The organism is Streptomyces sp. NPDC057616, assembly GCF_042800575.1.
In the GTDB taxonomy this organism is placed as follows: domain Bacteria; phylum Actinomycetota; class Actinomycetes; order Streptomycetales; family Streptomycetaceae; genus Streptomyces.
In genome coordinates, this window is sequence record NZ_JBHVGU010000015.1 from 28,160 (window position 1) to 52,169 (window position 24,010).

Here is a 24,010-nt window from a genome sequence, read left to right on the forward strand (position 1 = left end):
GGTCGGCGGCGTCAGGAGGTGGCGGCCTTGAGCAGGCCGAGCAGGCGGGACCGGTCCATCTCGTTGTCGCCGCGCAGGGCCTCGATGACATCGCGGACCCGCTGGGGAGAGGGGCCGGCGCCGAGGAAGTCACGGGTGGCCGGCGGACCCCACTGGGCGAGGCCGCTCGTCGACATCGGCGCCCAGCCGGGCTCCACGTCGCAGGAGAACAGGTCGCCGTCGGCGAAGTGCTCCAGCATGAAACGGTCGGGATCACGCCAGTAGTCGAAGAGCTGGCTGCCCTGAATGTGCCGGCCGATGCCCCAACTGCGCTTGTAGCCCCGCTCGTTCAGGTACTCGCCGCCGACGGCGATCGAGTCGAGGTCGGTGACCTGGTAGGCGGAGTGGACATAGCCGTTGCCCGGGCCCAGGTGCATGGCCAGCGTGTGGTGGTCGGCCGGCACGCCGCCCAGGTCGCAGCGGATGAAGGCCATGGTCGGGCCGCGGTCGCGCTGTCCGTCCAGGAACAGGAAGTCGGACACGATCATCCCGAGAGTGTCCAGGTACCAGTCCAGAGCCCGGGCGAACACCCGGGTCTCCAGCACCACATGTCCCAGGCGCTGGATCCGGGACGGCTCTCGGGGCGGGCGCTGGGTGGCGTTCGTGCGGCGGCGCTCCGTGCCGAAGTTGACAAGCAGCGGCTGCTGTTCGGGCAGCGCCGGCAGCGGTTCGCCGTAATGGACCACGCGGGCCGGGAAGCCCGACGGGTCGAGCAGGTCGACCACCTTGCCGCCCCCCGGGACGTCGGCGTCCCGTACGTCCGAGCCCGTGTTCCGGGCCAGCCGGTCCAGGTCGGCCCGCTCGGCGGCCCGGAAGGCCGGACCGATGAACCGGGAGGTCCGCCCGCGCCGGATCACCATGCAGGGTGAGCCGGCGAAGGTACCGCGCAGCCAGAGCTCGCGCTCGGTGCGGGCCGCGATCCCGAACCCGAAGTCGCGGGCGAAGACCTCGGCGCGGTCCAGGTCCGGCTTCTCGAACTCCAGCCAGGCGAGGTCCGCGACCTTGATCACAGGGTTCCGGGAGCGACCTGGGTGTTCGCCGCGCAGGGCGCCCTGCTCGCTGTGGAGGTCCTGGTGGGCCGTTGTGACGTCGGCCCCGTTGGCGCGGGTTTCAGACATGGTGCCCTCCGAGCGGCATTGATTAGTGATGAAATCATCAACTGTGATGGCCGCATCGTCAAGGCGTGCACGGCGGGAAATGATGAATTCATCAGAATTGCGAGTGCCATCGGCCCCGCCGCTAGACTCGGCGCATGTCTACGTCAGCCCTGCCCAGCAACCGGTTCGAGCGGCGTCGCGCAGAGACCCGCAGGGCACTCATCCGAGCGGCCCGGCAGATACTCGCCGAGACCGGCGACACCAGCGCCAGCATCCAGGCGATCGCCGAGCGCGCGGACGTGGGCTTCGGCTCGTTCTACAACCACTTCGACTCCAAGACGGAGCTGTTCGTGGCGGCGGTGGTGGACGCCCTGGAGGAGTTCGGCCAGAACTTCGACGAGCGCCTCGCCGGCATCGACGACCCGGCGGAACTGGTCGCGGCCGGCTTCCGGCTCAGCGCCCGCATGGCCGACTCCCACCCCGAGCTGATGCAGGTGCTGCGCCGCCGCGGCCTCGGGCACGTCCACTCGGACAACGGCCTGACCCGCCGGGCGCTGCGCGATCTCCAGGTCGGCATCGCCTCAGGCCGTTTCACCGCCCTCGACCCCACGGTCGCCTTGTGCGCACTGGGCGGAACCCTGCTGTCGCTGGTCGAGTTGAGGTTCGCCCGCCCCGACCTGGACGGCGACGAGGCAGCGGCGAACCTCGCCGAGATGGTCCTTCGCATGCTCGGCGTCCCGGCGGACGACGCCCATGAGGTCTCCCGGCGCCCGCTCCCCGATCCCGTCTGACCCCCACCCTTGCAAAGTCTGACCCGCCCCTACAGCGGCACGTCCCTGACCTTCTCGGACTCCATGTGCCCGGGCGTACGCCTGGCGTCGCTGATGAGCACTGCCCGCCGTCTACGTGCGGGACCCACGACTCCATCGGCCTGGGCGAGGACGGCCCCACCCAGCAGCCCGTGGAGCACCTCGCCGCGCCGCGCGCCGTCCCGGGCCTGGACGGGACGGGGTGCCTTCCGCCAACGCGAACGAGACCACCGCCCGCTGACCCGCCGTCTGCCCGCCGCCCTCGAACAAGGGGACCGCCCCGCCGCGCCGGCCTTGTCCCGGCAGAGGGCGCTCGTGCTGGACCGGGGCAGCGACGCGTGTGCCCCCGCACGACACGCCACCGCCCGGCGGGACACGTCCTGGCGGACACCGCCCAGGGCACCACGCACCCGGACGCCGTCCTCGTGGCGACCGGCTCCGAGGTAGCACATCACCTTGGAGTGCCCGGGCCAGGGCCGGCGCCACGTGGTCGACGGCGCCGGACGGATCGTCAGCCCGGAGTACCACGGCGCCTGCACCGACCACCAGCGCCTGCACTCCGAGTTCGGCACCACGCCCGACGCGGTCGCCACAGCCGCCCGCGACAGCTTCCGCGACACCGACGACCGCGCCCCGGCGCCACCGGCCGGTCTCCGCCCCCATCGGTGGCGGCACCGGGACCGCCCCTGACAACCCGGCACCGGTCCGTCGGCGCAGATGTACGAAAGACGTGCGGAAGGCCGTCTCCCGGGTACCCGCAGGCAAAGGTCAAGTCTCTCGCAGGTTTTCAGAGTCGCCTCCCCGCGGAGGCGACTCGGCCGTGACCCCGCCGACGGCTGCGTGGAGTGAACTCCGGAGCTCAATTCCCGGTCGTCCACCGAAAGGGTCACGTCTGTGATCGCTGAATTCCCTGTCCCACCGGCGCGGAGCACCGGCAGTGACTTCGCCCGGCTGTCCAAGAAGATCACCGACAGCGGCCTGATGAACCGCCGCCCCGGCTACTACACGGCTCGCGTCACCGGGGTGGCCACCCTCTACGCGGGCGGCTTGGCCGCCTTCGTCCTGATCGGCGCCAGCTGGTGGACCCTGGCCGTCGCGGCGGTGCTCGCCATCGCCTTCGGCCAGGTCGCCCTCGTGGCCCACGACATCGCCCACCGGCAGGTGTTCCGGCGGCGCCGGGCGAGTGAGGCGTCCGGGCGCATCCACGTCGCCGGCGTACGGGCGCTGGCCAACCCCTCTCTCAGGAACCGGCCCGCCGAGGGCATCCTGCTCTTCGGGCACTTCGCCTGCTACCTCACCGCTCTGTTCCTGATGCTGCCGCCCGGTATGGCGGTCGCCTTCCTCGCCGTCCACCAGTGCCTCTTCGGCCTCTACCTGGGCTCGGTCTTCGCCCCCAACCACAAGGGCATGCCGGTCCTCACCGGCAAGGACCGCCCGGACTTCCTGCGCCGCCAGATCCTCACCTCCCGCAACGTGCGCGGCGGCCGGCTCACCGACGTCGTACTGGGCGGCCTGAACCACCAGATCGAGCACCACCTCTTCCCGAGCATGCCGAGCCCCAACCTGCGCAAGGCACAGATCATCGTCCGTCGCCACTGCGAGGAACTGGGCATCGCGTATCTGGAAACCGGTCTGGCCGTCTCCTACCGGCAGGCGCTGCGCAGTCTCCACCACGCCGGGGCCCCACTGCGCCGCACCAAGGCCGCCGCGTAGAAGCCGCCCCCACTCCCCCTTGCTGGAGGTCCAGCATGACTCCGTCCACAGTGTCCGACCCGCTCGCCGACCTGTCCGCCGCCGGCGTCTCGATCTGGCTCGACGATCTCTCCCGCGAGCTGCTGGCCGATGGCGAACTGGGGAAGTTGATCGCCGGCCGGCATGTCGTGGGTGTCACGACGAACCCCACGATCTTCGCCTCCGCGCTGTCCCGTGGAGACCGCTACACCGAGCAGCTGCGCAGCCTGAGGGCCCAGGGCGCGAGCGCCGACGACGCCCTCCTCGCCCTTACCACCGACGACGTACGGGCTGCCTGCCGCGTCTTCGCGCCGATCCACGAGAGGACGAACGGCCTGGACGGACGGGTGTCCATCGAGGTCGATCCCCGGCTGGCGAAGGACGCCGACGCCACCGTCGAGCAGGCGGTGAAGCTGTGGGAGGAGGTCGGAGAGCCGAACCTGTTCGTCAAGATCCCGGCAACCCGCGAGGGGCTCACGGCCATCACCGAGGTCGTGGCGCGCGGCATCAGCGTCAACGTCACCCTGATCTTCTCCCTGGATCGCTATCGCGCGGTGATGGACGCCCATGCGGCCGGCCTGGAACGGGCCCTGCGTGCCGGACACGACCTGGCGGCCATCCACTCGGTCGCCTCGTTCTTCGTCTCGCGCGTGGACGCCGAGGTGGACCGCCGCCTCGACGTCATCGCCACGCCCGAAGCCCTGGCGCTCAAGGGCCGGGCCGCGGTCGCCAACGCCCGCCTCGCGTACCAGGCGTACGAGATGGCGGCCATGGAACCGCTCCGGCAGCGGCTGGCGGAGGCCGGAGCCCGGCCGCAGCGCCCGCTGTGGGCTTCCACCGGAGTCAAGAACCCCGACTACCCGGACACGATGTACGTCAGTGAGCTGGCCATGGCGGGCACGGTGAACACCATGCCCGGCAGCACCCTCGCCGCGTTCGCCGACCACGGCACGTCGTCCCTTCACCCGCCGACGGCCGAGGACCACGCGGCGACACTGGAACACTTCGCGGCACTGGAGCGTGTCGGGGTGGACTTCGCGGACGTCACGGACGGCCTCGAACGGGAGGGGCTGGCCAAGTTCGAGAAGAGCTGGGCCGAGCTGAGCGCCACCGTGAGCCGCGAGATGAGCCCCGAGAGCGGAGCCGAGGGGGACGCGGATCGCGCCTCCGCCGAAGCGGCCGGACGGGCCCCGAGCGGTGCCGAGCTGCTGGCGATCTACCTCAACGACCATCTGGCCGGCGCGACCGGCGGAGTCCAACTGGCGCGCCGGGCCGCCCGGGCGCAGCGGGGAGAACCGGAACTGGCCGAGCTGGCCCGGCAGCTCGAACAGGACCGCCAGTCCCCGCTCCGGATCATGGAAGATCTGGCGATATCCACCGATCGTCCGAAGGTCGCGCTCGGCCGGCTCGCCGAGAAGGCCGGCCGGCTGAAGCCGAACGGCCGCCTCTTCTCCCGGTCCCCGGTGAGCGACGTACTGGAACTGGAGTCGCTGCTCATCGGTGTGACGGCCAAGGCGGCGTGCTGGCGCACCCTGCGCGCACTGGCCGAGACCGACGAGCGCCTCCACGCCGATCACCTCGACTTCCTGTCGGAACGCGCGGACAGCCAGACCGCACTCCTGGAGCAACTGCGCGTCGCGGCCGCCGCCCGCGCGGTCGGGCACCCCGTGCAGTCCGCCACGGACGGAAGCGTCGTACGACGAAGGTGACCGGCAGACGAAGGTGACCGGCAGGTGTCAGCCGCCCGTTGCGGGCCTGTGGGAGGGGAGACGCGGATGGCGTCGGTGAGCCGCTGGGGCGACCTGAACGTGTCCCGGATGGGCGTCTCCCGCCTCCTCCCCCGCACCTTCACCAGGCTCCGCACCGGCCTCCTGCCCAGGCGAGCCCGCACATCTCACCGAGGGCCGGGCGGCGGGGAGCCGGCGCGACGGGTGCCGTCGGCCGACCCGTGGCCCAACGCGACCGTGGCGGTCACCCTCTTGCCGGACGGTTCGAGGCGGACCCTGAACGCCTGGGCGACGGCCACGACGATCTCCAGACCGTGCCGGCCGACCCTTCCGGGATCGGTCAGGTGGGCGACGGGCTGCACACGACTGCCGTCCTGCACGGTCACCTCCACCACGTCGTCCGCGATGCGCAGTTCCATCCACAGGGGTCCGGGAGCGTATCTACGGGCGTTGGTGACCAGCTCGCTGACCACCAGTTGCGTGACGTCCACGGCCCGGGCGGACACGGCCACGCCGCCTTCGGCCCGGGCGCGACCGAGGAAGGCCGCCGCGACGTGGCGTGCCTCGGCGATGCACGCGTCGTCGCCATCCGACGGGACGGCGACGACCGTCGTACGAAGGCGCCGCTCTCCGCCACCGTCACTGCCGGCAGGCTTCACTTTTCGTCACCTTCGTTCCCGTTGTCCGCTGCCGGTTACCCTGCACGGCGCGGTCCATGTGCCGCCCACGCGGATAGTCCAGGTGCTCGACCGCAGCGTGCGCGAAGCGTGCAAGAAACGACTGCAGCGCGGTGCAGTAGGCTGCACGCGCCAGCAATGGCACACATATACGAATACTGAAGGAGCATCTGCATGGTGAAGCGAGACAACGCTGTTGACCTGGCGGGGCTCCTGGCGAACGACGACCGGGATCTGGCCTCGGCCTGGGTCGCGGAGGTGGCGGGCACACTGGGCGGTCGCGTGAGCACCGCCGAGCTCGACCGCGAACTGCGGGAGCTGTACGAGGCGTTGGCGGCGGCGCTGCGGCAGGGCGCGATCGATGTGCACTCCGAGCAGATGTCCGAAGTCCGCGCTCTTCTGACGGAGTTGTCACGGAACAGGGCCCGTCAGGGATTCTCACCGAGTGAGACCGCCATCAGTGTCTTCGCGCTGAAACGGGTCCTCGAACCGGTGCTGGAGAGCGGCACCGCCGCGGACGTGCCCGCCTATCTGCGGCTGGCCGGGATCCTGGACGGTCTGGGCCTCTTCACGATCGAGACCTACACGCAGACGCGCGACGAACTCATCACCGCGCAGGCGGAGCAGCTTCTGGAACTGTCCACACCGGTCGTCCGGCTGTGGGACGGGGTCATCGCCGTACCGCTGGTCGGCACCCTGGACTCGGCGCGGACCCAGGTGGTGATGGAGAAACTGCTGCAGGCCCTCGTGGACACCGGCTCGGAGCAGGCGATCATCGACATCACGGGCGTTCCTGCGGTGGACACGCAGGTCGCACAGCACCTGCTCAAGACCATAGTCGCCGCCCGGCTGATGGGCGCCGAATGCACCGTGTCCGGGATCAGCCCGCAGATCGCGCAGACCATCGTGGCACTGGGCATCGAGTTCGAAGGGATCGTGACGAAGGCCAGCCTGGCCGACGCCCTCAAACTGGCACTGCGCCGGTCCGGCGTGGACATGATCGCGCACCAGGGTGTGCAGCGATGAGTGAGCGCATTCCGATCCTGCGGATCGGCGACACCCTGCTGGTGTCCGTCCAGTCCGACCTGGAGGACCAGACGGTGCTCAACCTCCAGGAGGACCTGGCGCAGATCGTGGCGAAGTCGGCCGGGGGCGTCGTCATCGACATCAGCGCCCTGGAGATCGTCGACTCCTTCGTGGGACGCATGCTGGCGACGATGGCCGCCATCTCCCGCATGCTCGACGCCAGGACCGTGGTCGTCGGCATGCGCCCGGCCGTGGCCATCACCCTGGTCGAGTTGGGCCTTTCACTCGGTGGCGTCAGCACCGCCCTGGACCTGGAGAAGGGGCTGGCGAAACTGCGCCGGTCCGACAGTTCGGCCTCGCAGTGACGGCGCCCTGGAGCGTCGGAGACGAGCCCCAGGTCCATCGCGTCGCGCGCAGCGGCGACCTCGTGCAGATCCGCCAGTCCATCCGGGCGCTGGCCCAGCGGTGCGGTCTGTCGTTGGTCGACCAGACGAAAATGATCACCGCGGCGAGCGAACTCGCACGGAACACGCTGACCTACGGCGGAGGAGGCACCGTCAAGGCCGGCACGGTCAGCACACACGGCAGACGCGGTGTGGCCGCCGTCTTCGAGGACAGCGGCCCCGGCATCCCCGACGTCGAACAGGCGATGACGGACGGCTGGACGTCGGGAAGCGGACTGGGGCTCGGCCTGAGTGGCGCCCGCCGCCTCGTCGACGACTTCGAACTGAGTACTGTGCCGGGCGAAGGGACCGTTGTGACCATCATCAAATGGGTGCGGTGAGCTCCGCGACCACCATCGACGCCGAGGACGTGGCGTGGTTCCGGGACGATGCGTCGCTGGCGGCCGCCGCCCGCGGCGCGGCGGCAACGCTGGCCCGGCGCCTCGGCCTCAGCAGCCACCGCTCCGCCGAGGTCGCCCTCGCCGTCACCGAGGCCGCGACGAACCTGCAACGGCACGCCGTGGACGGGGCCTTGCTGCTGCGCGTGGTGCGTTTCGGTGGCGGGGCCGGGGTGGAGTTCCTCACCGTCGACTCGGGCCCCGGGATGACGGATGTCGCCGCCGCCCTGGCCGACGGCACGTCGAGCGCCGGCACTCTGGGCATCGGGCTGGGAGCGGTCTCCCGGCTCGCGGACCACTTCGATCTGCACTCCGTTCCGGGCCGCGGAACGGTCATGACCGCACGGTTCTGGCCGCGCACCGCCGACGGCAGAGCCGCGCTGGCCGTCCCGGACACCTCGCCCGCGGCAGGGGTGACCAGGCCCATCAGCGGTGAGAGCGTGTGCCGGGACGCCTGGGCCGTCCGCACCGTCACCGTCGGAAGTGGCCCTCCCGTGGTCCTGCTCATGCTGTGCGACGGTCTGGGCCACGGGCCGCTCGCGGCACGCGCCAGCCAGGCGGCGGTCAGGGCGTTCCACGGCACACACGACCTCAGCCCGGCGGGCGTCCTCGACGCCGTTCACCCGGCCCTGCGGGGGACTCGGGGCGGGGCGGTCGCCGTGGCACGGATCGAACCCGCCGCCGGCCGGGTGCTGTACTGCGGCATCGGCAACGTCAGCGGCTTCCTCATCGGCGACGGACCACGCCGCGCTCTGCTGTCGTCCCCGGGAATCGTCGGCGCGCACATGCGACGATTGCGGACGTTCGAGGAACCCCTGCCCGACCACGGCGCACTGGTGATGCACTCCGACGGACTGACCGAACGCTGGGACCACGACACCCTGCCAGGTCTGCTGCGCCACTCACCGCTCGTCATGGCGGGCCACCTGCTCCGCGAAGCAGGTGTGCGACGGGACGACGCGAGCGTGGTCGTCGTCAAGGGGGCCTGGTGACCGAGGACGAGGGGGTGAGCGGGGCGGCCGATGCCATTGAGCCGAACCTTCACGGCGACGCACCGCGCCGGAAGCGCCCGCCCGCCTCGGCCGGCCGGCTGACGTTCTTCAGCCTGTCCTCCACCCAGGACGTGTTCGGCCTGCGGCGCCGCGCGCAACAGGCAGCCGCCGCAATGGCGTTGGAGCGCCAGGACCAGGTGCGGCTGGCGACCGCACTGAGCGAAGTCGGAAGGGACCGGCTCGAATGCCTCGATCTCGAGGTCTCCTTCGGCCTGGTCCCGGAGACACAACCGACGTCCCTCGTCGTCACGTTCACCTGGAGCGGGGGCCCGCCGCCGGCTCAGGACACACTCGATCTGGCGGCGAAACTCGTGCAGGTCGACGCCGAGGCCGGCCGTGTCGTCATCACCCAACCGCTCCCTACGGACGGTGACAGGCCGACCGAGCAGCACATCCTGCTCGCAGAGGTGCTCCGTGACGGGGTCCGAAGCACCGAAGCGGATGATCTCCGGGCACAGACAAGAGACTTGATCGCCACCCTGGAGGAGACCCGCGCCCAGCGCGAAGAGCTCCGACGGCTCAACGAAGAGCTGGAGGAGACCAACCGCGGAGTACTCGCCCTGTACTCGGAACTCACTGAGGAGCTCGAGACCACCAACAGCGGTGTCCTCGCACTGCACTCCGAACTGGACGACAAGCGCCACCAGTTGCAGGAGGCGGGCGAGGCGAAGACGCGGTTCTGGACGAACATCAGCCACGAACTGCGCACCCCGGTCAACTCCGTTGTCGCGCTCTCCCGGCTGCTCCTGGCCCCCAGCTCACCGCCCCTCACAGGAGAGCAGCGAGAACAGGTCGAACTCATCGCGTCCTCCGGCCACTCGCTGCTGTCGCTCGTGAATGACCTCCTCGACGTCGCGAAGGCCGAGGCCGGCCACCTGGAGATCCATCCGGAAGCCGTGGACCTGCGCCTGCTCGTCGCCCACCTGAGCAGGCTCCTCCTGAGCAGCCACGGCCGGGACGCCGTCACGCTGGTCGTCCCTGGCCTTCAGCGGCAACCGGCCCTGGTGACCGACGAGACCCTCCTGGTCCACATCCTGCGCAACGTCCTGTCCAACGCCCTGAAGTTCACCGAGCAGGGCGAGGTGCGCCTCGCCGTCACCGCCGACCCCGAACCAGCGGTCCCCGCGGTCCTGTTCACCGTCACCGACACGGGAGTCGGCATACCTCCCGCCGAACTCGACCGTGTCTTCGAGGCGTTCTACCAGGTACGCGGCCCCCACCAGAAGGAACGGCCCGGCACCGGCCTCGGTCTGCCCTACGCCCGTACGCTCGCCGAACTGCTCGGCGGCTCCCTGACCCTGACCAGCACCGTGGGAGTGGGCACCCAGGTGCAGATACGACTGCCGGATCTCGGTCACGTCCACATGAACGAACCCGACGCCGGGAGGAAAAGGCCGTGACCGATGGCGTCCAGGACCTCCTGCCGGCCACCGTGCTGGTCATCGACGACAACGAGACCAATCGCTACATCCTCACCAGCTGGCTCCGGCGGGCGGGGCACACCGTCATCGGCGCCGTCACGGGCGAGGAGGGCCTCACGCGTCTCGACACCGCGCCGGGCCCGCTTCCGGATCTCGCGATCATCGACGTCCGGCTGCCCGACATGAGCGGCTTCGAAGTCAGCGAGCGACTCAAGAGCGACCCGCGGACGGCCCACCTTCCGATCATCCAGATCTCCGCCGCCGCCACCAGTCCGGACGACCATGCGGAGGGACTGAGCCGCGGCGCCGACGCCTACCTCGACCAGCCCATCGACCCCGGCGAACTCCTCGCCACCGTCACGGCCACGCTGCGCTACGCCCGGGCGCGCCAACGCGCCGAACGGCTCACACGTCGCCTGATCGCCCTGAACAGGGCGACGCTGGACGTCTACAGCGCGGTCGGCTTCCACTCCTTCGCGTCGGCGGCGACCGGTGGCGCGGCGGCCGTCCTGGCCAGTCCGGCCAGCGCGGTGTTCCTCTCGCCCCAGGCGCAAGCGGTCCACAGCATGATCGACGGCCCGGAGACCGCCGTACGCATCCACCCGTCCCCGCCCGGCCTCCCGGACCAGCTGGCGGCCCGCTGCCTGAACCAGGAGACAGGCGTCACGGTCATCCGTATGCCCGCCGACCAGTGGCGGGCCCTGCTGCCCGCCGACCACCTCCGCGGAGACATCGCTCTCGCGGTCTCCCGCACCAAGCGCAACCGTCCCCCGGTCTGCCTGGCCGTTCCCGCGACCGCCCTGCACGGTGCCGACGACGAGCAGCTCTTCCAGCAACTGGCCAACGCCGGCGCACTCGCCCTCGAAGCCCTGCGCACCTACAACGAGGAGCACGCCCTGGGCCTCGCCCTGCAACGCTCCTTCCTCCCCAAGGAGATGCCGACCGTCCCGGGCGTCGAACTGGCCTTCCGCTACCTCCCCGCCTCTGAACACGCCGAGATAGGCGGCGACTTCTACGAAGCGGTGCAGACGGTCAACGGCCTGCTGCTCGCCATCGGAGACGTCGTCGGCCACTCGCTGACGGCCGCGACCGTGATGGGCGAGGTACGCCACGCACTGCGCGCCTACGCCATCGAAGGCCACCCTCCCCACCACGTCCTGCAACGCCTGGAAACGCTGTTGGGCCAGTCCCAGCCCGGCGTCACGGTCACCCTCTGCCTCGTCCTCGTCACCCCAGACCGTCGCCTGCACATCGCCAACGCCGGCCATATCCCCCCACTGCTGATCGACCCGCGGGAAGGACCGCGCTTCCACCACCCGCACGGTCCGCTGCTGGGCCTGGGACTCCCCCATCCCCCGCCCACCGTCCTCCCGGCCCCGCCGGGCACCCGCCTGCTCATGGTCACGGACGGACTCGTCGAGGTACGCACCACCCATCTCGACACCAGCCTCGCCGAGTTCAGCGACGCCGTGACCCACGGGCCGACGGATCTCGAAGAGATCTGCGATCTGCTGCTCACCCGGTTCGGCCAGCACAAGGACGACGACATCGCCCTGCTCACGGCCCTGTTCACGTGAGAAGCCGTAGGCCGGCAACAGCGAAGGCCCCGTACGACAGGAGCCGGCGACTGCCGACTACGTCAGGACGAAGGGCTCTTACGGCACGGAGAGCGGTGCGTGTCCCGCGCTGTGCCAACTCGACGCGCAGGGGCGGGCGAAGGCTTCCACGCCGGCTTTCGAGGCACAGTAGGCGCTCATCATCGGGGCGGCTCCGAACGCCGCGAGGGAGGCGACCGGGAGGTGGTAATCGGCTGTCCGCCTCAGGTCGGGCAGGAACGCGTGCGCGGTCAGTGCGCTGCCGGTGAGGTTGACGTCGATGTCCCTCTGCCAGCCGTCCGTACTCGTCGGGTGTGGACCCCGATTTCGTCACCGACTTCTTCAGCTCCTTCTCCCCACCGGCCGCCGCGTCCCCGGTGCCGGACGGCGCCGCCCGGGTCGCGCTGTTCCTCGACGACGTCCACGCTCCAGCCTGCGTCGGCGAGAAGGTTCGCCGCCACCGGTCCGTTGGGTCCAGGCCCCGATGACACCGCGTCAGGCATCACCGGCTCTCCGAGCGCCCGGCCCGGCCGCGGACACCGCGCTCCTATCCTCGTCGGTGCTCTGCTCCTCCTTCTCGCAGATACCGGCGAGGCGAGCCAGCATGGCACGGTGCCGCAGCTGGATGACGACCTCCGCTGCCACGTTGTGCATCAGGCCGCCGACCCCGCCCAGCGGGTGTTCGTCCACGATGACCAGACACTGCCGGCCCCAAGGGCGCAACTCGAAGGCGATCCGTGCCGTCCCGAGCGCGCCCGCGTTCGCCTCCAGCTCCAGAACCGTGGGTTCCTCGGACCGCCGTACGATCGTCTCGTTGGTCAGACGGGCCGGGCCGAGCCTGACCACGTAGGAGAGCGCGGCGCCCACCTCCGGCCAGCGCCCACGCGTCTGCCATGACGCCGAGGTTCCCACCACCCACTCCGTGTAGCGGTCGCCGTCGGACAGAACGGCCCACACCCTCTGTGGACTGGCTTTGACCAGCCGATGCCTAACTGCCACGGGCACCTCCCGGGTCTTCAGGTTCATCGCCAAGTGCCCACATCGATGGCGGTCAATCAGAGAAGCGCTCCGCGCGGGCCGCCATGGTGAACGTGCCCTTTGAAGCGGACAGCCATGGTCGGCGGCCTCAGGCTTGTCTGTCGTCCAGCCGCACCGGCCCACGTACGCGCCTCACTGCAGCTCCTGCACGCACAGCGCACGCCGGATGTTCCGAGCGCTGCTTCGGCGGCGACGATCACGCCTTGTCCGCCGCGTAGTTGAAGTCGAGCGACGGGTCACGGAAGTCGTCACATTCCCGTACACCGCCGCCCAGATGGCCGGTGCCTACGTCATCGCCGCCGCGCGCCCGCGCGGGGCCGCTCGGCCTCGCGCTCGTCAGGCTCTTCTTCGTCCTCCTCCTCTTCTTCCTCGTCGCCGTAGTCCTCGTCCTCCTCGTACTCGTCCTCCGGCTCCTCCTCGGTGTCCTCGGTGTCCTCGTCCTCGTACTCGTCCTCCGGCTCCTCCTCGGTGTCCTCGCCCTCAGGTCCCTCTTCTTCTTCCTCCTCGGCGTCTTCTTCCTCCTCGGCAATCGCGTCCTCATGGGTGCGCACGACCTCGCCGTCGTCGATCTCGCCGCGCCAGCCTTCCTCCGCCTCGCCCTTGAGGGTGATGAAGCGGTCGAAGTTCTTGAGGTCCAGGCGAGCCCGACGGCCCTGTGCGCGCCAGATGTTGCCGGTCTTCTCGAAGAAGCCACTGGGGTAGTACTCCATCACCAGCAGCAGGCGCGTGAGGTTGTCACCGAGAGCGTGGAAGGTGATGACGCCCTTGGTGCTGCCCTTGTCGCCCTCCGAGGTCCACTGGATCTTGTAGTCGGGTACCTGCTCGAGGACGTGTCCCTTCCAGCTGCGACTCGACCAGAGCACCTTCAGGTTCCAGCTGGTGGTGGTTTCGTCGTCAAGGCTCACACTCTTGACGCCTTTGGCGAAGGTGCTGAACTCCTGGTACTGGGTCCACTGATCGTAGGCAGTCCGCACCGGTACCCCGACGTCTACGGACTCGATGATGACGGTGGGCTTGTTCCCCCCTTGGCGCTTACGCTTGCTCTTGCCTCCGGTGAGCCCCTTGAAGGCATTGCCGACTTTCTCCTTGGCCTGGCCGGCGCCCGACTTCAGGCTGGAGCGCAGCGGGCCGTCGCCCTCTGCGAGTTTGCGTCCGCCCTCCAGTGCCATCTTGCCGATACCGGGACTGTTGCCCTCAGCGATGTCGTTGAGCCTGCCGGTGGTCTCGCCGAGCTTCCGCCCCGCGCCGGCGAGCATCCGCTCGGCCTGAGCTGCCAGATAGCCCTGCAACTCCTCCTTGAGGTGGTTGGCCGCTTCGCTTCGGGCGAGTTGGGACACCCCGCCCTTGGACTTGCCGTTCGCGGAACCGACGTCGTCTGCCATCGTCACCGCCTCCTTTCACCGGCCGGACGCTGGCCGCGCGCCGTTCCTTCGCGGCGGCCTTCCCCGCGGGAGCCTTCAGCGCCGGAGCGCTCCTCCTGGCGGGCGTCGCCGTCTTTCTGTTTGAGATCTTCCTGTTTGAGGTCTTTCTGCCTGAGGTCCTGTCTGAGGTTGTCTTGCCGGAGGCCTTCGTGTCCGCGAGCCGCTTGGCGGTCCCTTTCCTGGACGAAGCCCTCTTCATCGCCTCGCGCGGCGGGGGCGCCTCGTTCTCGTCGGCCTCGCCACTGCCCGAGTCCTCCGCCGACTCGGCGGCCTAGTCTTCCTCCTCCTCCGATTCCTCCTCGTCGTCGTCGAGGAGCTTTGCCGGTGCGGGCACGCAGCATCTCGGTGAGGCCCTCACTCGCCTACCTCGAACGATCCGACCTGGTTGTAGCGGCTCCCGTGCGGGCCCCCTTCGGTGTGTCCCGCCCGCCGGAGTCGGTGATCTCGCCGAACAGGTCGGGAAGTCCGGGGCTCTTGTGCGGACCGGCTTCCAGGTCGAGCCGGTTACACGCCTCCGCGAAGCGCAGATAGGTGTCGATGCTTGCGACGACGACCCGTATGTCGATCTTCAGAATCTCGAGGCCGAGGAGGGAGACGCGCACCTCCGCATCGATGACAAGCCCCCGGTCGAGGACGAGTTCCAGGACGTCGTACAAGCCACTGGAGCCGCCACGGCCTCCGGTCTGCGGTGCAGGGACCACGGTCATACCGACCGCTCCTCCCTTGTCTGTGGGAATGTGTGCGGAAGAACGGCATTCCCTCCACCGCCCGACCGGTCTGGGTCAACACTCACGATGTCCAGGGAGTCGATCTCCGCTCCCGGCCCTCCGCGCGTTCGAAGGACGACACGGATGCGGCCGGACAGGCCGGTGAGGTCGGCGAGGTCGGCGACCGGTGGCGCCCGTGCGGGGCGTTGCCATCGGGCTCCGGTCGGCCCTGCATCCCGTCGCTCTGTGATTGCTTGGGCGAATTCTGTGAACGCGTTGCACGTGACGGGTTTGGACCGACCACTACAGGCGAGTTCCCTGTTCCAGCCGCACAAACGCGTGAGACCTGTTTTTGAGGCCGCGCATCGATTCGCACAGGCGAAAACCGTGCCCCCGGACCCCACATCACGGAGAGGGCCCCGCCCGCACTCGGCGACCCACCAGGACGTGGCGGAATCCCGTTCCCTGCGGCACGATTCGACACGTGACCTGGCCGGACACCGACGCCCGCGTACCCGGGTAGCGATCACACAACTGTTCACTCAACGGCGGGTACGCAGCCGCGCCGCCCATGACCGTGTCACTGTCTGTGTTCGGACCCCACCACCGCGGTGCGCGTGGCAGCCCGTCATCCCGTGCGATGTGGAAGGCCGCGTGTGCGGGTCGCCTAGCGCCATGGCCCCATCGCCTCCTGTAGGGACCTGCGCGCTCTGAACAGCCTGCCGCGCACGGTCGGCTCACTGCTCCGCGTCGCGTGGGCGATCTCCTTGTAGGGCAGGCCCTGCACTTCCCGCAGAATCCAGCAAGTACGCTGCCCGGCGTCAAGTTCGGCGAGCGCGCGCACCAGCGCGGAAGTGGCAGCCGCCTGCTCGGCGGACCGTGCGGGCTCGCTCCACGCGTCGCCCGTCGCGGGTTCGGCGACGGCGTCCAGGCGCAGGGACGGCGATCGGCGCCGGCGCATGGTCAGGCAGCGGTTGACAGTGATGCGGTACATCCAGGTGCGGAACTCCGCGCTGCGGCGGAATTCCGGAAGCCGCCGCCAGGCGCTGAAGAAGGCGTCCTGAACCGCCTCTTCGGCATCCTGAGGGTTGCCCAGCAGGCGACGGGCCAGCAGCAGCAGCGACCGCCCGTGCCGCTGAACGAGAACGGCGAAGGATTCCTCGTCGCCCTCGGCTGCGCGCAGAGCCAGCAGTCCGTCCGGCAGACCGCGGTCCGGTGGTGGGCAAACAGTGCGTTCGGTCATAGCGCTCCCGCAGGGCTCGGACCATCCGTGTCCCCACAATTTCGCATGTGACGCACATCACGTTCGATGCGTGTGCGAAGTACGTCGTCCCCCATGTCCAACCTTGCGACGGGCACCACGCAGGTGTCCCACCGACCGATCGAGGCGACCGCCATGACGGACAACATCACCACGGCCGGCAGCAGGCCCGACGCGGGTGTCAGTGCGCTGAAAGGCCGTACCGGTGCCGCAGCTCAGGCCGAGACACGAGGGAAAACCACCATCGCGGACGGCGTGGTGGCCAAGATCGCGGGCATGGCCGCCCGCGAGATACCGGGCATATACAGCCTCGGAGCAGGGATGGCCCGCGCCTTGGGCGCCATGCGGGAACGCGTACCCGGCGCGGGAGGCGGAGGCGTCGCCCGAGGAGTGAAGGTCGAGGTCGGCGAGCGCCAGGCCGCGGTGGACCTGGACGTCGTGGTCGATTACGGCGTCTCCATCGTCGACGTCACCGGCGACGTACGCGCCAATGTCATCAGCGCCCTGGAACGAATGACGGGCCTGGAGGTCGTCGAGGTCAACATCACCGTCAACGACGTCCACCTCCCCGACGAGGAGGACGACACCGAACCGGACGAAGGCCGTGTGAGGTGACCGGCTCCCGCGTTCTCGACGTGGCAGGCGTCCGCACCGGCGGCGGCGAACGTTCCCGAGCCGGGTGAGCACACAAGGATCTCTTCGTCATGGACGACGACGAGGACCTTACGGCGGCAGCCCTAGGGAGCACAGAGCCGCGCTGCCCGAGCCGGGTATTTCGACTGGGCCGGATTGGTGAGGTTCGCGCTGACATATACCCGGTGGGAGCGGGCAGGAGACGCTCACCCTGCTTTCCATCTAAGGCGGCACCGTGACGTCCTGCGTGAACGCCCCCGAAGCATCCGCCTGCAGCACGGAAACGCCAGAGGTCATGGATGACCTGCCGTGGATCGAGGACGGCGCAAAGGTCGCTCCCCGGGACGCCCGCGTGCTGTCCAAGCTGTTCCTGGACAGGCTCCACGAGCTGGAGGAGGGCACCCACGAGTACCAGTACGCCCGCAACACGCTCATCGAGATGAACCTGTCCCTGGTCTCCTTCGCGGCCCGCCGCTTCCTCAACCGGGGCAGCGGCGACACGGAGGACGTCATCCAGGTCGGCACAATCGGCCTGATCAAGGCCATCGACCGGTTCGACCTGTCCCGCGAGGTCGAGTTCACCTCGTTCGCGATCCCCTACATCGTCGGCGAGATCAAACGCTTCTTCCGCGACACCACCTGGGCCGTCCATGTCCCCAGGCGCCTGCAGGAACTCCGCGTCGACCTCGCCAGGAGCAAGGAAAGCCTCGCCACGGCCCTGAACCGCACCGCCACGGTGAAGGAACTCGCCGCCGACCTGGACCTGACCGAAGACGAGGTCATCGAGGGCCTGGTGGCCGCCAACGGCTACACCGCCGGCTCCATCGACACCCCGGGCGGAGACGACGAATCCGGCGACGACGGACCCAAGTACGCGGACACCATGGGCGATGTCGACCCGGCCCTGGACCTTTTCGAGGACCTGCACACGCTCGGTCCTCTGCTGCAGCATCTCGACGAGCGGGAACGGACCATCATCGAGATGCGCTTCGGCCGGGAGATGACCCAGACGGAGATCGGCCGCGAACTGAATCTGTCGCAGATGCACATATCGCGCCTGCTCACCCGGACCCTCGCCAAGCTCCGCACGGGTCTGCTTCCCACATGAGTTTTCTGTGGCCTGTCCCGCTCACCCGCGCCGCAAAGGGCGACTGGCGTGAATGCTGAGCGCGCTCCACTGCACCAGCCTTCGCCACCGGTCGTCACCGAGCCGGCACCGGACGCCCAACTGCCCACGCTGGTACGGGTAACAGGTCAGAATGCCCAGGCTGCCCAGCCGATCCCGCCTGTCGCCGGGGGCGGATTTGGAGTGAGGGCGCGGGTGCCAGGCACGGAGACGCAAGCTGGGGGCCCGGGACTGTCCGAGCTGCACGGCGCATTCGGCGTTGCGCTGGTGAACCAAGCGTTCTGCGAGGATTTGCCCCAATGACTGTGCGGAGCAGGAATCATGTGACGGTGTCCGGCAGGGCCGGGGGCCCGGTGGTGATGCTGGCGCACGGGTTCGGGTGCGACCAGAACATGTGGCGGCTGGTGGTACCGCTCCTGGAACGGGACTTCACCGTGGTGCTCTTCGACCACGTGGGGGCCGGGCGTTCCGATCTCTCTGCGTGGAGCGTGGAGCACTATTCCACGCTGGAGGGCTATGCCGAAGACGTGCTGGAGATATGCCGTGAGCTGGCACTCGGCCCGGTGACGTTCGTGGGGCACTCGGTGAGCGCGATGATGGGCGTGCTGGCCGCGGCGCAGGAGCCGGAGGCGTTCGCCGGTCTGGTGCTGCTCGCCCCCTCGCCGTGCTTCGTCGACGATCCGGCGACCGGCTATCGCGGCGGGTTCAGCGCCGAGGACATCGATGAGCTCCTGGAATCGCTGGACGCGAACTATCTGGGTTGGTCGGGCGCCATGGCCCCGGTGATCATGGGCAATCCCGAGCGGCCGGAGCTGGGCGAGGAGCTGACCAACAGCTTCTGCCGCACCGATCCCGACATCGCCCGTGTCTTCGCCCGGGTGACATTCCTGTCCGACAACCGCGACGACCTCACCAAGGTCACCGTGCCCACGCTCGTCGCGCAGTGTTCGAATGATGCGATAGCTCCCCCTGAGGTGGGAGCCTTCGTGCAGTCCCGGATTCCCGGAAGCAGGCTCATCACCCTGAACGCCACCGGTCACTGTCCCCAGCTCGCCGCACCGGAAGAAACGGCTGCCGCGATCAACGAATTCACCCAAGCCGCGAGATGACGTGCAAGAGCGGTGACAACAGCGAGCGTCCGCCGGCCGAGGAACGATCCGGTGACGACCACACGGCCTTCTCCGCGCTGCTGGAGGACAGCGCCGAGGACCTGTACGAGCACGCGCCGTGCGGCTACCTGTCCACGTTGCTGGACGGCACCATCGTGAAGGTCAACACCACGCTGCTGAACTGGCTCGGCTACGACCACGGCGACCTGGTGGGCCGCAGGACGTTCTCCGACCTGCTGACCGTGGGAGGCCGGCTCTACCACGAGACACACTTCGCCCCGCTCCTGCGCATGCAGGGCGAGATCGGCGGGATCGCCCTGGAACTCAAGGCAGCCGACGGCAGCCGCCTGCCCGTCCTGGTCACGTCCGCGGTCAAGACGGGTGGCGACGGGCAGCCCTTGCTGATCCGCACCACCGTATTCGACGCCCGCGAACGGCGCGCCTACGAGACCGAACTGCTGCGCGCCCGACAGCAGGCAGAACACGAACGCGAGGAACTCAAACGCCTCAACGCCACCCTCCAGCAGACACTGCTACCCCCAACACTGGTGAACGTGCCCGGACTTGACGTCGCCGCGCACTACCACATCGCCTCCACCGACCAGGTCGGCGGCGACTTCTACGACCTCTTCCCGCTCGCCGCAGGCACGTGGGGGCTGTTCCTGGGCGACGTGTGCGGCAAGGGAACCGCCGCCGCGGCCGTCACCTCCCTGGCCCGATACACCCTGCGTGCCGCAGCCGTCTACGACGCTGACCCGGCCACCGTCCTGAGCAACCTCAACACCGTCCTCAACCACGAGTACAACGGCCACGACCCCCGCTTCTGCACCGCCATCTTCGGACTGCTCACCCCCGAGACCGACCAGGGCGCCTTCCAGGTCACCCTGGCCAGCGGCGGGCACCCCCCGGCCCTGCTCCTGCGCGCCGACGGCAGCGCCGACTACCTCCCCACCCCCGGCGGACAGCTCATCGGCGTCCTGCCCGAGGCTCATATCGCCACCACCGCCCTCCGCATCAAGGCCGGCGACACCCTCCTGCTGCACACCGACGGCCTCACCGAAGCGCACACCACATCGCATGCCGCCGACGACCGCTACGGCGACGAGGCCCTCCTCGACTTCGCCCGCACTCTGGCACCCACCTCCGCCTCCGGCGCCATCGCCGCCATCCGCGATCTGCTCGACACCTTCGGCACCGGCATCGACGACGACACCGCCGTCCTCGCCATCAGCGTGCCCCAACCCACCAGTGATGAGCAGCAGTGAGCCACCTCGCCATCCACACCCGGATCACCACCGCCGGCCCCGTCATGGAACTGGCCGGCGAACTCGACTACGACAACTACACCCAGGTACGCGACCTGCTGCCCGACCTGGCCCTTCGGGCGGGCCAGCAACTCGTCATCGACCTGACCGGTATCACCTTCTGCGACTCCAGCGGCATCACCGCCCTGATCGCCGCCCGCAATCACGCCCTCGCCGCCCAGGCGAGCATCGTCCTGACGGCCGTCCCCCACCGCATCGGCCGCATCTTCAGCATGGTCGGCCTGGACCAGGTCTTCGCCACCCATCCCACCGCACAATCAGCCGAAGCAGCCTGGACACCACCAGCATCCAGCGCCTGAAACGACCCGGCGGAATCCCGTCCCCGACACCCCTGTACGCTCACGCGGCGACGGTCGTCGGCCCCGGCATCGCCCCTTTCGCCGTGTACGGTCGCACTCGTACATCGCAGTCCGTCTTTCATTCATCGCGGGCCTGCCCCAGCGGGAAGCCCCAGATACACCCGAGCAGGCAAGGAGACTGTGACCGCCGACCGAGACACAGACCATCCCATGCGATTGGCCGTCGAGTACGCCGAGATCGACGGCGTACGCGTCGTGACCGCCCAGGGCGAGATCGACCACGACGTCAGTGCCATCCTCGACGAAGCACTGTTGCCGCACGGCCACCCGACGCCACCGCAGGTAGTAGTGGACCTGAGTGGCGTGACCTTCATGGACTCCAGCGGCATCAACAGCCTCGTCACCGCCTATCGAGCCGTCAGCAAAGTGGACGGCTGGCTGCGCATCGCGGGCCCTAAGGACTCCGTCCAGCGCGTCCTCAGCCTGGTCGGAGTGGACCGCCTGGTCTCCTGCCACGCCACCCTCGAGCAGGCCCTGCACGCCTGAGTGGCCCTCCCGCCCCAGGCCATCGGCGGACCGCGTTCGGTACGAATGCGGACGGCCGCGCATCCATTCGCATCCCGCGGCAAGAAGAATTCCGGGAGCGCAGTCGAACGCGCCAGGGGTCAGATGGGATATGAGGGTGGCGGGTGAGACGGGAAATGGAGGGCACAGGCGACTGGGCTCAGTTCGCGCAGCAGATGGCGTCGATGGCGCGTCATCTGCTGGCCCAGGAGTCGGTCGATGCCACGCTGGCACGGATCACGGCATCGGCCACCGAGCTTGTCGAGGGGTGCGACGCGGCCGGCATCCTCGTGCTGCACGACTCCCAGGTGGAGAGCCTCGCCCCCACCGAGCGGCTCGTCGTCGACAGCGACCAACTGCAGCATCAGCTGGGTGAGGGGCCGTGTTTCGATGCCGCCCGCGTCGGCGTGAAGGAACGGGTCTACCGCATCGGCGACCTCACCGGAGGGCAGCAACGCTGGCCCGCCTACGCCCCGCAGGCTCATGCGCTCGGTGTGGGCAGCATGATGGGTTTCCTGCTGTTCACCGAGGACGAAGAGCTCGGCGCGCTGAATCTGTACTCCCGCACGCCCGGCGCGTTCAGTGAGATCAGCGAGACGGCCGGCTGGCTGCTGGCCTCGCACGCAGCGATCGCGTTCTCCACCGCCTGCACCCACGCGCAGATGGAACAGGCGGTTGCCACCCGCCACATGATCGGTGAGGCCATGGGCATCCTCATGGGGGTACGCCATCTCACCGAGGAGCAGGCCTTCGACGTGCTGCGCCGCTACTCCCAGGAGAACAACGTCAAACTCCGCGAGGTCGCCCGTCTGGTCTGTGAACAGGGCACCCTCTGATCACCCGCGGCCTTGGGCGGCTTCTCCGGCTCGTGGGCTGAACCAGAGAAGCCTGGGACCGAGCCGACTCCCCCGGGGGAAACGCTGCCGAACCCTGCCCTGCCTGCCGTGTCCCCCACCGGCTCCTCCCCACACGCTCTCGCCCGGGACATCGTCATCCGGGCATCGGGGATGGCACAGGCCTGCCCCCGGCGCACCGCCATCAGACCTTGCCGCTCTGCTCCCTGTAGGCGCAGGCCGGGAGCCGTTCAGGGAGAGCGCGGCCGAGCCGCCCAGGCAAGTCCATCTCACCGACCAGGGTGTTCACCGTACCCGTGTGCCCCGGTCGTACTGCCGGACGTTCAGCTGCGGCAGAGCCACGACGCATCGGTTCATCGGGTTCGGCCCTTTCACGCGCCATCGGGAGATCGGGGACGGAGGGCAGGCTGGTCACCGCAGGTGAGTGGTAAGGCTGCTGTGGAGCAGCGGGAAACGGCTGTGGCCTCCCCCAGGGACGTCGTTCGTATGCGGTTGTCGGCTCGAACGGACCTGGTTCCGGCGGGGACGGTGTCGTGACACTGCCGCCGCGGCCGGGCTCGGCAGCGCCGTCCCGGCTCACGGCCACTTTCACGGCGCGCTGGATTGTGAGCCGGTGGATCACGTATGCCACCACTGCGACGGCGGCGATGACGGCGGGCATCAGGGAGGCGTTCATCGCAACCGCTCACATACCGATGATCAGGCGGCTGGCCCTCCTGGGCGGAACGGACTCCCATGCCTCGTCCGCATCCAGTGCCGTGCCGGTCGCGGGGATTCCGTGACGGGGCTCGTCCGCGGCGATGAGCGCACTCGCGGTCAGGGGCGGGCCGGCGTATTCGGACGCGGCAGCCATCAGCCGGGCCGCCGCCTCCGCCCCGGTCTCCGGCGGGATGACCAGCAGGTCCCATCGGCCGGTTCCGTAGGAGAGCAGGAGCAACTTGTGGGGGTCGATCTCCGGGGTGAACCAGCCGACCTTGACGATGTGGCCGTCCACGGGAACCTGTCGGGGGATGATCGGCCAGTACTTCGGGTTGACCGCGATGCGGGTGATGCGGCCCCACAGGGGGTCCAACACATCGGTCAGCGCGGGCAGTTCACTCAGCAGGTCCCGGGAGCGTGGCCACCAGGCGCCGTCCAGGAGTCCGCGGGAGGGGCCGTCGATTTTCAGCGCGAGACGCGCGGCCGGGGGTGTGTCCGGCTCGGGGTGCTGCGACGTTGGGTACAAGGTCACCGACATGATGCGGGGCCCGTCTCCGGGCCGCCTCTGCGGCGGCCCGGGTTTCATCTCTCGCCGAGAACGACCCGGCGTGGAAGCCGGTATGCGAAATGCCCTCGGTACCGTCCACACTACTCCGTGCTCGTCCGCGACGCGGAGTAGTGGCCGCCTAGATGTGGAACAGGCAGGCCCGGTTACCCGTGCGCCGGCCACCCATACGCGAGAGGCTTCCGGCTACCGTCGCCGGACACAAAGGCCGTCCTGGCCGAACCTGCCGAACTTGTCGAGACCGGCGTGCCGATGAGCCGCCGGGCCAAGCCTCGGGAGATGGCCGAGGGTGGCCCGTCGGCTGACGTCACGGCGGCTTCCTGCGTACTGCTGCGACGGTGCATCCGGCCCAAGCGTGTGGACTGGCCCCTTGTCCGTCGCCTCTTATGTGCAG

The 24,010-nt window shown here is 69.3% G+C and carries 24 protein-coding genes and 3 pseudogenes; 18 read left to right on the forward strand and 9 right to left on the reverse strand.

Translation table 11 applies throughout. The annotated features are described in order from the left end of the window. Nucleotides 1-11 precede the first annotated feature (11 nt). Nucleotides 12-1,157 carry a VOC family protein gene (locus tag ACFU97_RS20095; protein ID WP_384258162.1) on the reverse strand — a complete coding sequence of 382 codons (1,146 nt, stop codon included), beginning with the start codon at nt 1,155-1,157 and terminating at the stop codon, nt 12-14. Nucleotides 1,158-1,291: 134 nt separating this feature from the next. Here ACFU97_RS20095 and ACFU97_RS20100 point away from each other — a divergent pair, with 134 nt between their 5' ends. The 5 genes and pseudogenes from ACFU97_RS20100 (at nt 1,292) to tal (ending at nt 5,385) form a co-directional block, all read left to right on the forward strand. After that, nucleotides 1,292-1,927, forward strand: coding sequence for a TetR/AcrR family transcriptional regulator (locus ACFU97_RS20100; RefSeq protein ID WP_384258164.1), 636 nt, complete (start codon nt 1,292-1,294; stop codon nt 1,925-1,927). Between the two features lie 65 nt (nt 1,928-1,992). Continuing rightward, nucleotides 1,993-2,091, forward strand: a pseudogene (locus ACFU97_RS20105) (hypothetical protein); the annotation flags it as partial. A 310-nt stretch (nt 2,092-2,401) separates the two neighbouring features. Continuing rightward, nucleotides 2,402-2,635 carry a hypothetical protein gene (locus ACFU97_RS20110; protein WP_384258520.1) on the forward strand — a complete coding sequence of 78 codons (234 nt, stop codon included), beginning with the start codon at nt 2,402-2,404 and terminating at the stop codon, nt 2,633-2,635. 204 nt (nt 2,636-2,839) lie between these two features. Then, nucleotides 2,840-3,658: a fatty acid desaturase family protein gene (locus tag ACFU97_RS20115; RefSeq protein ID WP_384258167.1), complete on the forward strand. Its 819-nt coding sequence runs from the start codon at nt 2,840-2,842 to the stop codon at nt 3,656-3,658. 35 nt (nt 3,659-3,693) lie between these two features. Further along, nucleotides 3,694-5,385 (forward strand): transaldolase, encoded by a 1,692-nt coding sequence (gene tal / locus ACFU97_RS20120; RefSeq protein ID WP_384258169.1) that lies wholly within the window; start codon nt 3,694-3,696, stop codon nt 5,383-5,385. Nucleotides 5,386-5,570: 185 nt separating this feature from the next. Here tal and ACFU97_RS20125 read toward each other — a convergent pair whose 3' ends face one another. After that, on the reverse strand, nt 5,571-6,062 hold the full coding sequence (locus ACFU97_RS20125; RefSeq protein ID WP_384258172.1) for an ATP-binding protein: 492 nt from the start codon (nt 6,060-6,062) through the stop codon (nt 5,571-5,573). A gap of 192 nt (nt 6,063-6,254) precedes the next feature. Here ACFU97_RS20125 and ACFU97_RS20130 point away from each other — a divergent pair, with 192 nt between their 5' ends. The 6 genes from ACFU97_RS20130 (at nt 6,255) to ACFU97_RS20155 (ending at nt 11,997) form a co-directional block, all read left to right on the forward strand. Next, nucleotides 6,255-7,106 (forward strand): STAS domain-containing protein, encoded by an 852-nt coding sequence (locus ACFU97_RS20130; protein ID WP_384258175.1) that lies wholly within the window; start codon nt 6,255-6,257, stop codon nt 7,104-7,106. Beyond that, complete coding sequence (locus ACFU97_RS20135; RefSeq protein WP_384258177.1) at nt 7,103-7,471, forward strand: STAS domain-containing protein; 369 nt, start codon at nt 7,103-7,105, stop codon at nt 7,469-7,471. The genes ACFU97_RS20130 and ACFU97_RS20135 overlap by 4 nt, the downstream gene beginning before the upstream one ends. A 62-nt stretch (nt 7,472-7,533) precedes the next feature. Further along, nucleotides 7,534-7,890 (forward strand): ATP-binding protein, encoded by a 357-nt coding sequence (locus tag ACFU97_RS20140; protein WP_384258493.1) that lies wholly within the window; start codon nt 7,534-7,536, stop codon nt 7,888-7,890. Continuing rightward, nucleotides 7,878-8,939 carry an ATP-binding protein gene (locus tag ACFU97_RS20145; protein ID WP_384258179.1) on the forward strand — a complete coding sequence of 354 codons (1,062 nt, stop codon included), beginning with the start codon at nt 7,878-7,880 and terminating at the stop codon, nt 8,937-8,939. Before ACFU97_RS20140 ends, ACFU97_RS20145 begins: the two co-directional genes overlap by 13 nt. A gap of 98 nt (nt 8,940-9,037) precedes the next feature. Then, nucleotides 9,038-10,399, forward strand: coding sequence for a sensor histidine kinase (locus tag ACFU97_RS20150; RefSeq protein WP_384258495.1), 1,362 nt, complete (start codon nt 9,038-9,040; stop codon nt 10,397-10,399). Then, entirely contained in the window at nt 10,396-11,997 is a 1,602-nt protein-coding gene (locus ACFU97_RS20155) for a SpoIIE family protein phosphatase (protein WP_384258181.1), read from the forward strand. Before ACFU97_RS20150 ends, ACFU97_RS20155 begins: the two co-directional genes overlap by 4 nt. Before the next feature lie 88 nt (nt 11,998-12,085). On the opposite strand, the pseudogene ACFU97_RS20160 reads toward ACFU97_RS20155, so the two are convergent. The 6 genes and pseudogenes from ACFU97_RS20160 to ACFU97_RS20185 all read right to left on the reverse strand — a co-directional run. Further along, nucleotides 12,086-12,336: pseudogene (locus tag ACFU97_RS20160) on the reverse strand (SDR family NAD(P)-dependent oxidoreductase); the annotation flags it as partial. Nucleotides 12,337-12,392: 56 nt separating this feature from the next. Then, nucleotides 12,393-12,518 (reverse strand): annotated as a pseudogene (locus tag ACFU97_RS20165) (NAD(P)-binding protein); the annotation flags it as partial. Beyond that, on the reverse strand, nt 12,511-13,014 hold the full coding sequence (locus ACFU97_RS20170; RefSeq protein WP_384258183.1) for an SRPBCC family protein: 504 nt from the start codon (nt 13,012-13,014) through the stop codon (nt 12,511-12,513). The pseudogene ACFU97_RS20165 and the gene ACFU97_RS20170, both read right to left, overlap by 8 nt. Before the next feature lie 329 nt (nt 13,015-13,343). Next, nucleotides 13,344-14,435 (reverse strand): SRPBCC family protein, encoded by a 1,092-nt coding sequence (locus ACFU97_RS20175; RefSeq protein WP_384258185.1) that lies wholly within the window; start codon nt 14,433-14,435, stop codon nt 13,344-13,346. Between the two features lie 401 nt (nt 14,436-14,836). Beyond that, complete coding sequence (gene gvpJ, locus ACFU97_RS20180; protein WP_384258188.1) at nt 14,837-15,181, reverse strand: gas vesicle protein GvpJ; 345 nt, start codon at nt 15,179-15,181, stop codon at nt 14,837-14,839. A gap of 667 nt (nt 15,182-15,848) precedes the next feature. Then, nucleotides 15,849-16,424 (reverse strand): RNA polymerase sigma factor, encoded by a 576-nt coding sequence (locus ACFU97_RS20185; RefSeq protein ID WP_384258190.1) that lies wholly within the window; start codon nt 16,422-16,424, stop codon nt 15,849-15,851. A gap of 153 nt (nt 16,425-16,577) precedes the next feature. On the opposite strand from ACFU97_RS20185, the gene ACFU97_RS20190 reads away from it, so the two are divergent. The 7 genes from ACFU97_RS20190 to ACFU97_RS20220 all read left to right on the forward strand — a co-directional run bounded on the left by ACFU97_RS20190 (nt 16,578) and on the right by ACFU97_RS20220 (nt 22,334). Then, on the forward strand, nt 16,578-17,057 hold the full coding sequence (locus ACFU97_RS20190; RefSeq protein ID WP_384258497.1) for an Asp23/Gls24 family envelope stress response protein: 480 nt from the start codon (nt 16,578-16,580) through the stop codon (nt 17,055-17,057). 313 nt (nt 17,058-17,370) lie between these two features. Beyond that, the gene (locus tag ACFU97_RS20195; RefSeq protein WP_384258193.1) at nt 17,371-18,183 is read left to right on the forward strand and encodes a SigB/SigF/SigG family RNA polymerase sigma factor; all 813 of its coding nucleotides are present in this window, start codon (nt 17,371-17,373) and stop codon (nt 18,181-18,183) included. 317 nt (nt 18,184-18,500) lie between these two features. Next, nucleotides 18,501-19,310, forward strand: coding sequence for an alpha/beta fold hydrolase (locus tag ACFU97_RS20200; protein ID WP_384258195.1), 810 nt, complete (start codon nt 18,501-18,503; stop codon nt 19,308-19,310). Then, nucleotides 19,307-20,575 (forward strand): PP2C family protein-serine/threonine phosphatase, encoded by a 1,269-nt coding sequence (locus ACFU97_RS20205; RefSeq protein WP_384258197.1) that lies wholly within the window; start codon nt 19,307-19,309, stop codon nt 20,573-20,575. Before ACFU97_RS20200 ends, ACFU97_RS20205 begins: the two co-directional genes overlap by 4 nt. Continuing rightward, on the forward strand, nt 20,572-20,934 hold the full coding sequence (locus ACFU97_RS20210) for an STAS domain-containing protein (RefSeq protein ID WP_384258200.1): 363 nt from the start codon (nt 20,572-20,574) through the stop codon (nt 20,932-20,934). Before ACFU97_RS20205 ends, ACFU97_RS20210 begins: the two co-directional genes overlap by 4 nt. Nucleotides 20,935-21,144: 210 nt before the next feature. Continuing rightward, nucleotides 21,145-21,480, forward strand: coding sequence for an STAS domain-containing protein (locus ACFU97_RS20215; protein ID WP_384258202.1), 336 nt, complete (start codon nt 21,145-21,147; stop codon nt 21,478-21,480). Between the two features lie 155 nt (nt 21,481-21,635). Beyond that, on the forward strand, nt 21,636-22,334 hold the full coding sequence (locus ACFU97_RS20220) for a GAF and ANTAR domain-containing protein (protein ID WP_384258204.1): 699 nt from the start codon (nt 21,636-21,638) through the stop codon (nt 22,332-22,334). 703 nt (nt 22,335-23,037) lie between these two features. Here ACFU97_RS20220 and ACFU97_RS20225 read toward each other — a convergent pair. Further along, nucleotides 23,038-23,589, reverse strand: a complete 552-nt coding sequence (locus ACFU97_RS20225) for a DUF5994 family protein (protein WP_384258206.1) — start codon at nt 23,587-23,589, stop codon at nt 23,038-23,040. Nucleotides 23,590-24,010: the final 421 nt, after the last annotated feature.

What these genes read in the sequence shown, in the direction of transcription:
- ACFU97_RS20095 (WP_384258162.1), bottom strand. Translation starts at nt 1,157, where the DNA reads ATGTCTGAAACCCGCGCCAACGGGGCCGACGTCACAACGGCCCACCAG.
- ACFU97_RS20100 (WP_384258164.1), top strand. Translation starts at nt 1,292, where the DNA reads ATGTCTACGTCAGCCCTGCCCAGCAACCGGTTCGAGCGGCGTCGCGCA.
- tal (WP_384258169.1), top strand. Translation starts at nt 3,694, where the DNA reads ATGACTCCGTCCACAGTGTCCGACCCGCTCGCCGACCTGTCCGCCGCC.
- ACFU97_RS20130 (WP_384258175.1), top strand. Translation starts at nt 6,255, where the DNA reads ATGGTGAAGCGAGACAACGCTGTTGACCTGGCGGGGCTCCTGGCGAAC.
- ACFU97_RS20135 (WP_384258177.1), top strand. Translation starts at nt 7,103, where the DNA reads ATGAGTGAGCGCATTCCGATCCTGCGGATCGGCGACACCCTGCTGGTG.
- ACFU97_RS20145 (WP_384258179.1), top strand. Translation starts at nt 7,878, where the DNA reads ATGGGTGCGGTGAGCTCCGCGACCACCATCGACGCCGAGGACGTGGCG.
- ACFU97_RS20175 (WP_384258185.1), bottom strand. Translation starts at nt 14,435, where the DNA reads ATGGCAGACGACGTCGGTTCCGCGAACGGCAAGTCCAAGGGCGGGGTG.
- gvpJ (WP_384258188.1), bottom strand. Translation starts at nt 15,181, where the DNA reads ATGACCGTGGTCCCTGCACCGCAGACCGGAGGCCGTGGCGGCTCCAGT.
- ACFU97_RS20185 (WP_384258190.1), bottom strand. Translation starts at nt 16,424, where the DNA reads ATGACCGAACGCACTGTTTGCCCACCACCGGACCGCGGTCTGCCGGAC.
- ACFU97_RS20190 (WP_384258497.1), top strand. Translation starts at nt 16,578, where the DNA reads ATGACGGACAACATCACCACGGCCGGCAGCAGGCCCGACGCGGGTGTC.
- ACFU97_RS20195 (WP_384258193.1), top strand. Translation starts at nt 17,371, where the DNA reads ATGGATGACCTGCCGTGGATCGAGGACGGCGCAAAGGTCGCTCCCCGG.
- ACFU97_RS20200 (WP_384258195.1), top strand. Translation starts at nt 18,501, where the DNA reads ATGACTGTGCGGAGCAGGAATCATGTGACGGTGTCCGGCAGGGCCGGG.
- ACFU97_RS20205 (WP_384258197.1), top strand. Translation starts at nt 19,307, where the DNA reads ATGACGTGCAAGAGCGGTGACAACAGCGAGCGTCCGCCGGCCGAGGAA.
- ACFU97_RS20215 (WP_384258202.1), top strand. Translation starts at nt 21,145, where the DNA reads ATGCGATTGGCCGTCGAGTACGCCGAGATCGACGGCGTACGCGTCGTG.
- ACFU97_RS20220 (WP_384258204.1), top strand. Translation starts at nt 21,636, where the DNA reads ATGGAGGGCACAGGCGACTGGGCTCAGTTCGCGCAGCAGATGGCGTCG.
- ACFU97_RS20225 (WP_384258206.1), bottom strand. Translation starts at nt 23,589, where the DNA reads ATGTCGGTGACCTTGTACCCAACGTCGCAGCACCCCGAGCCGGACACA.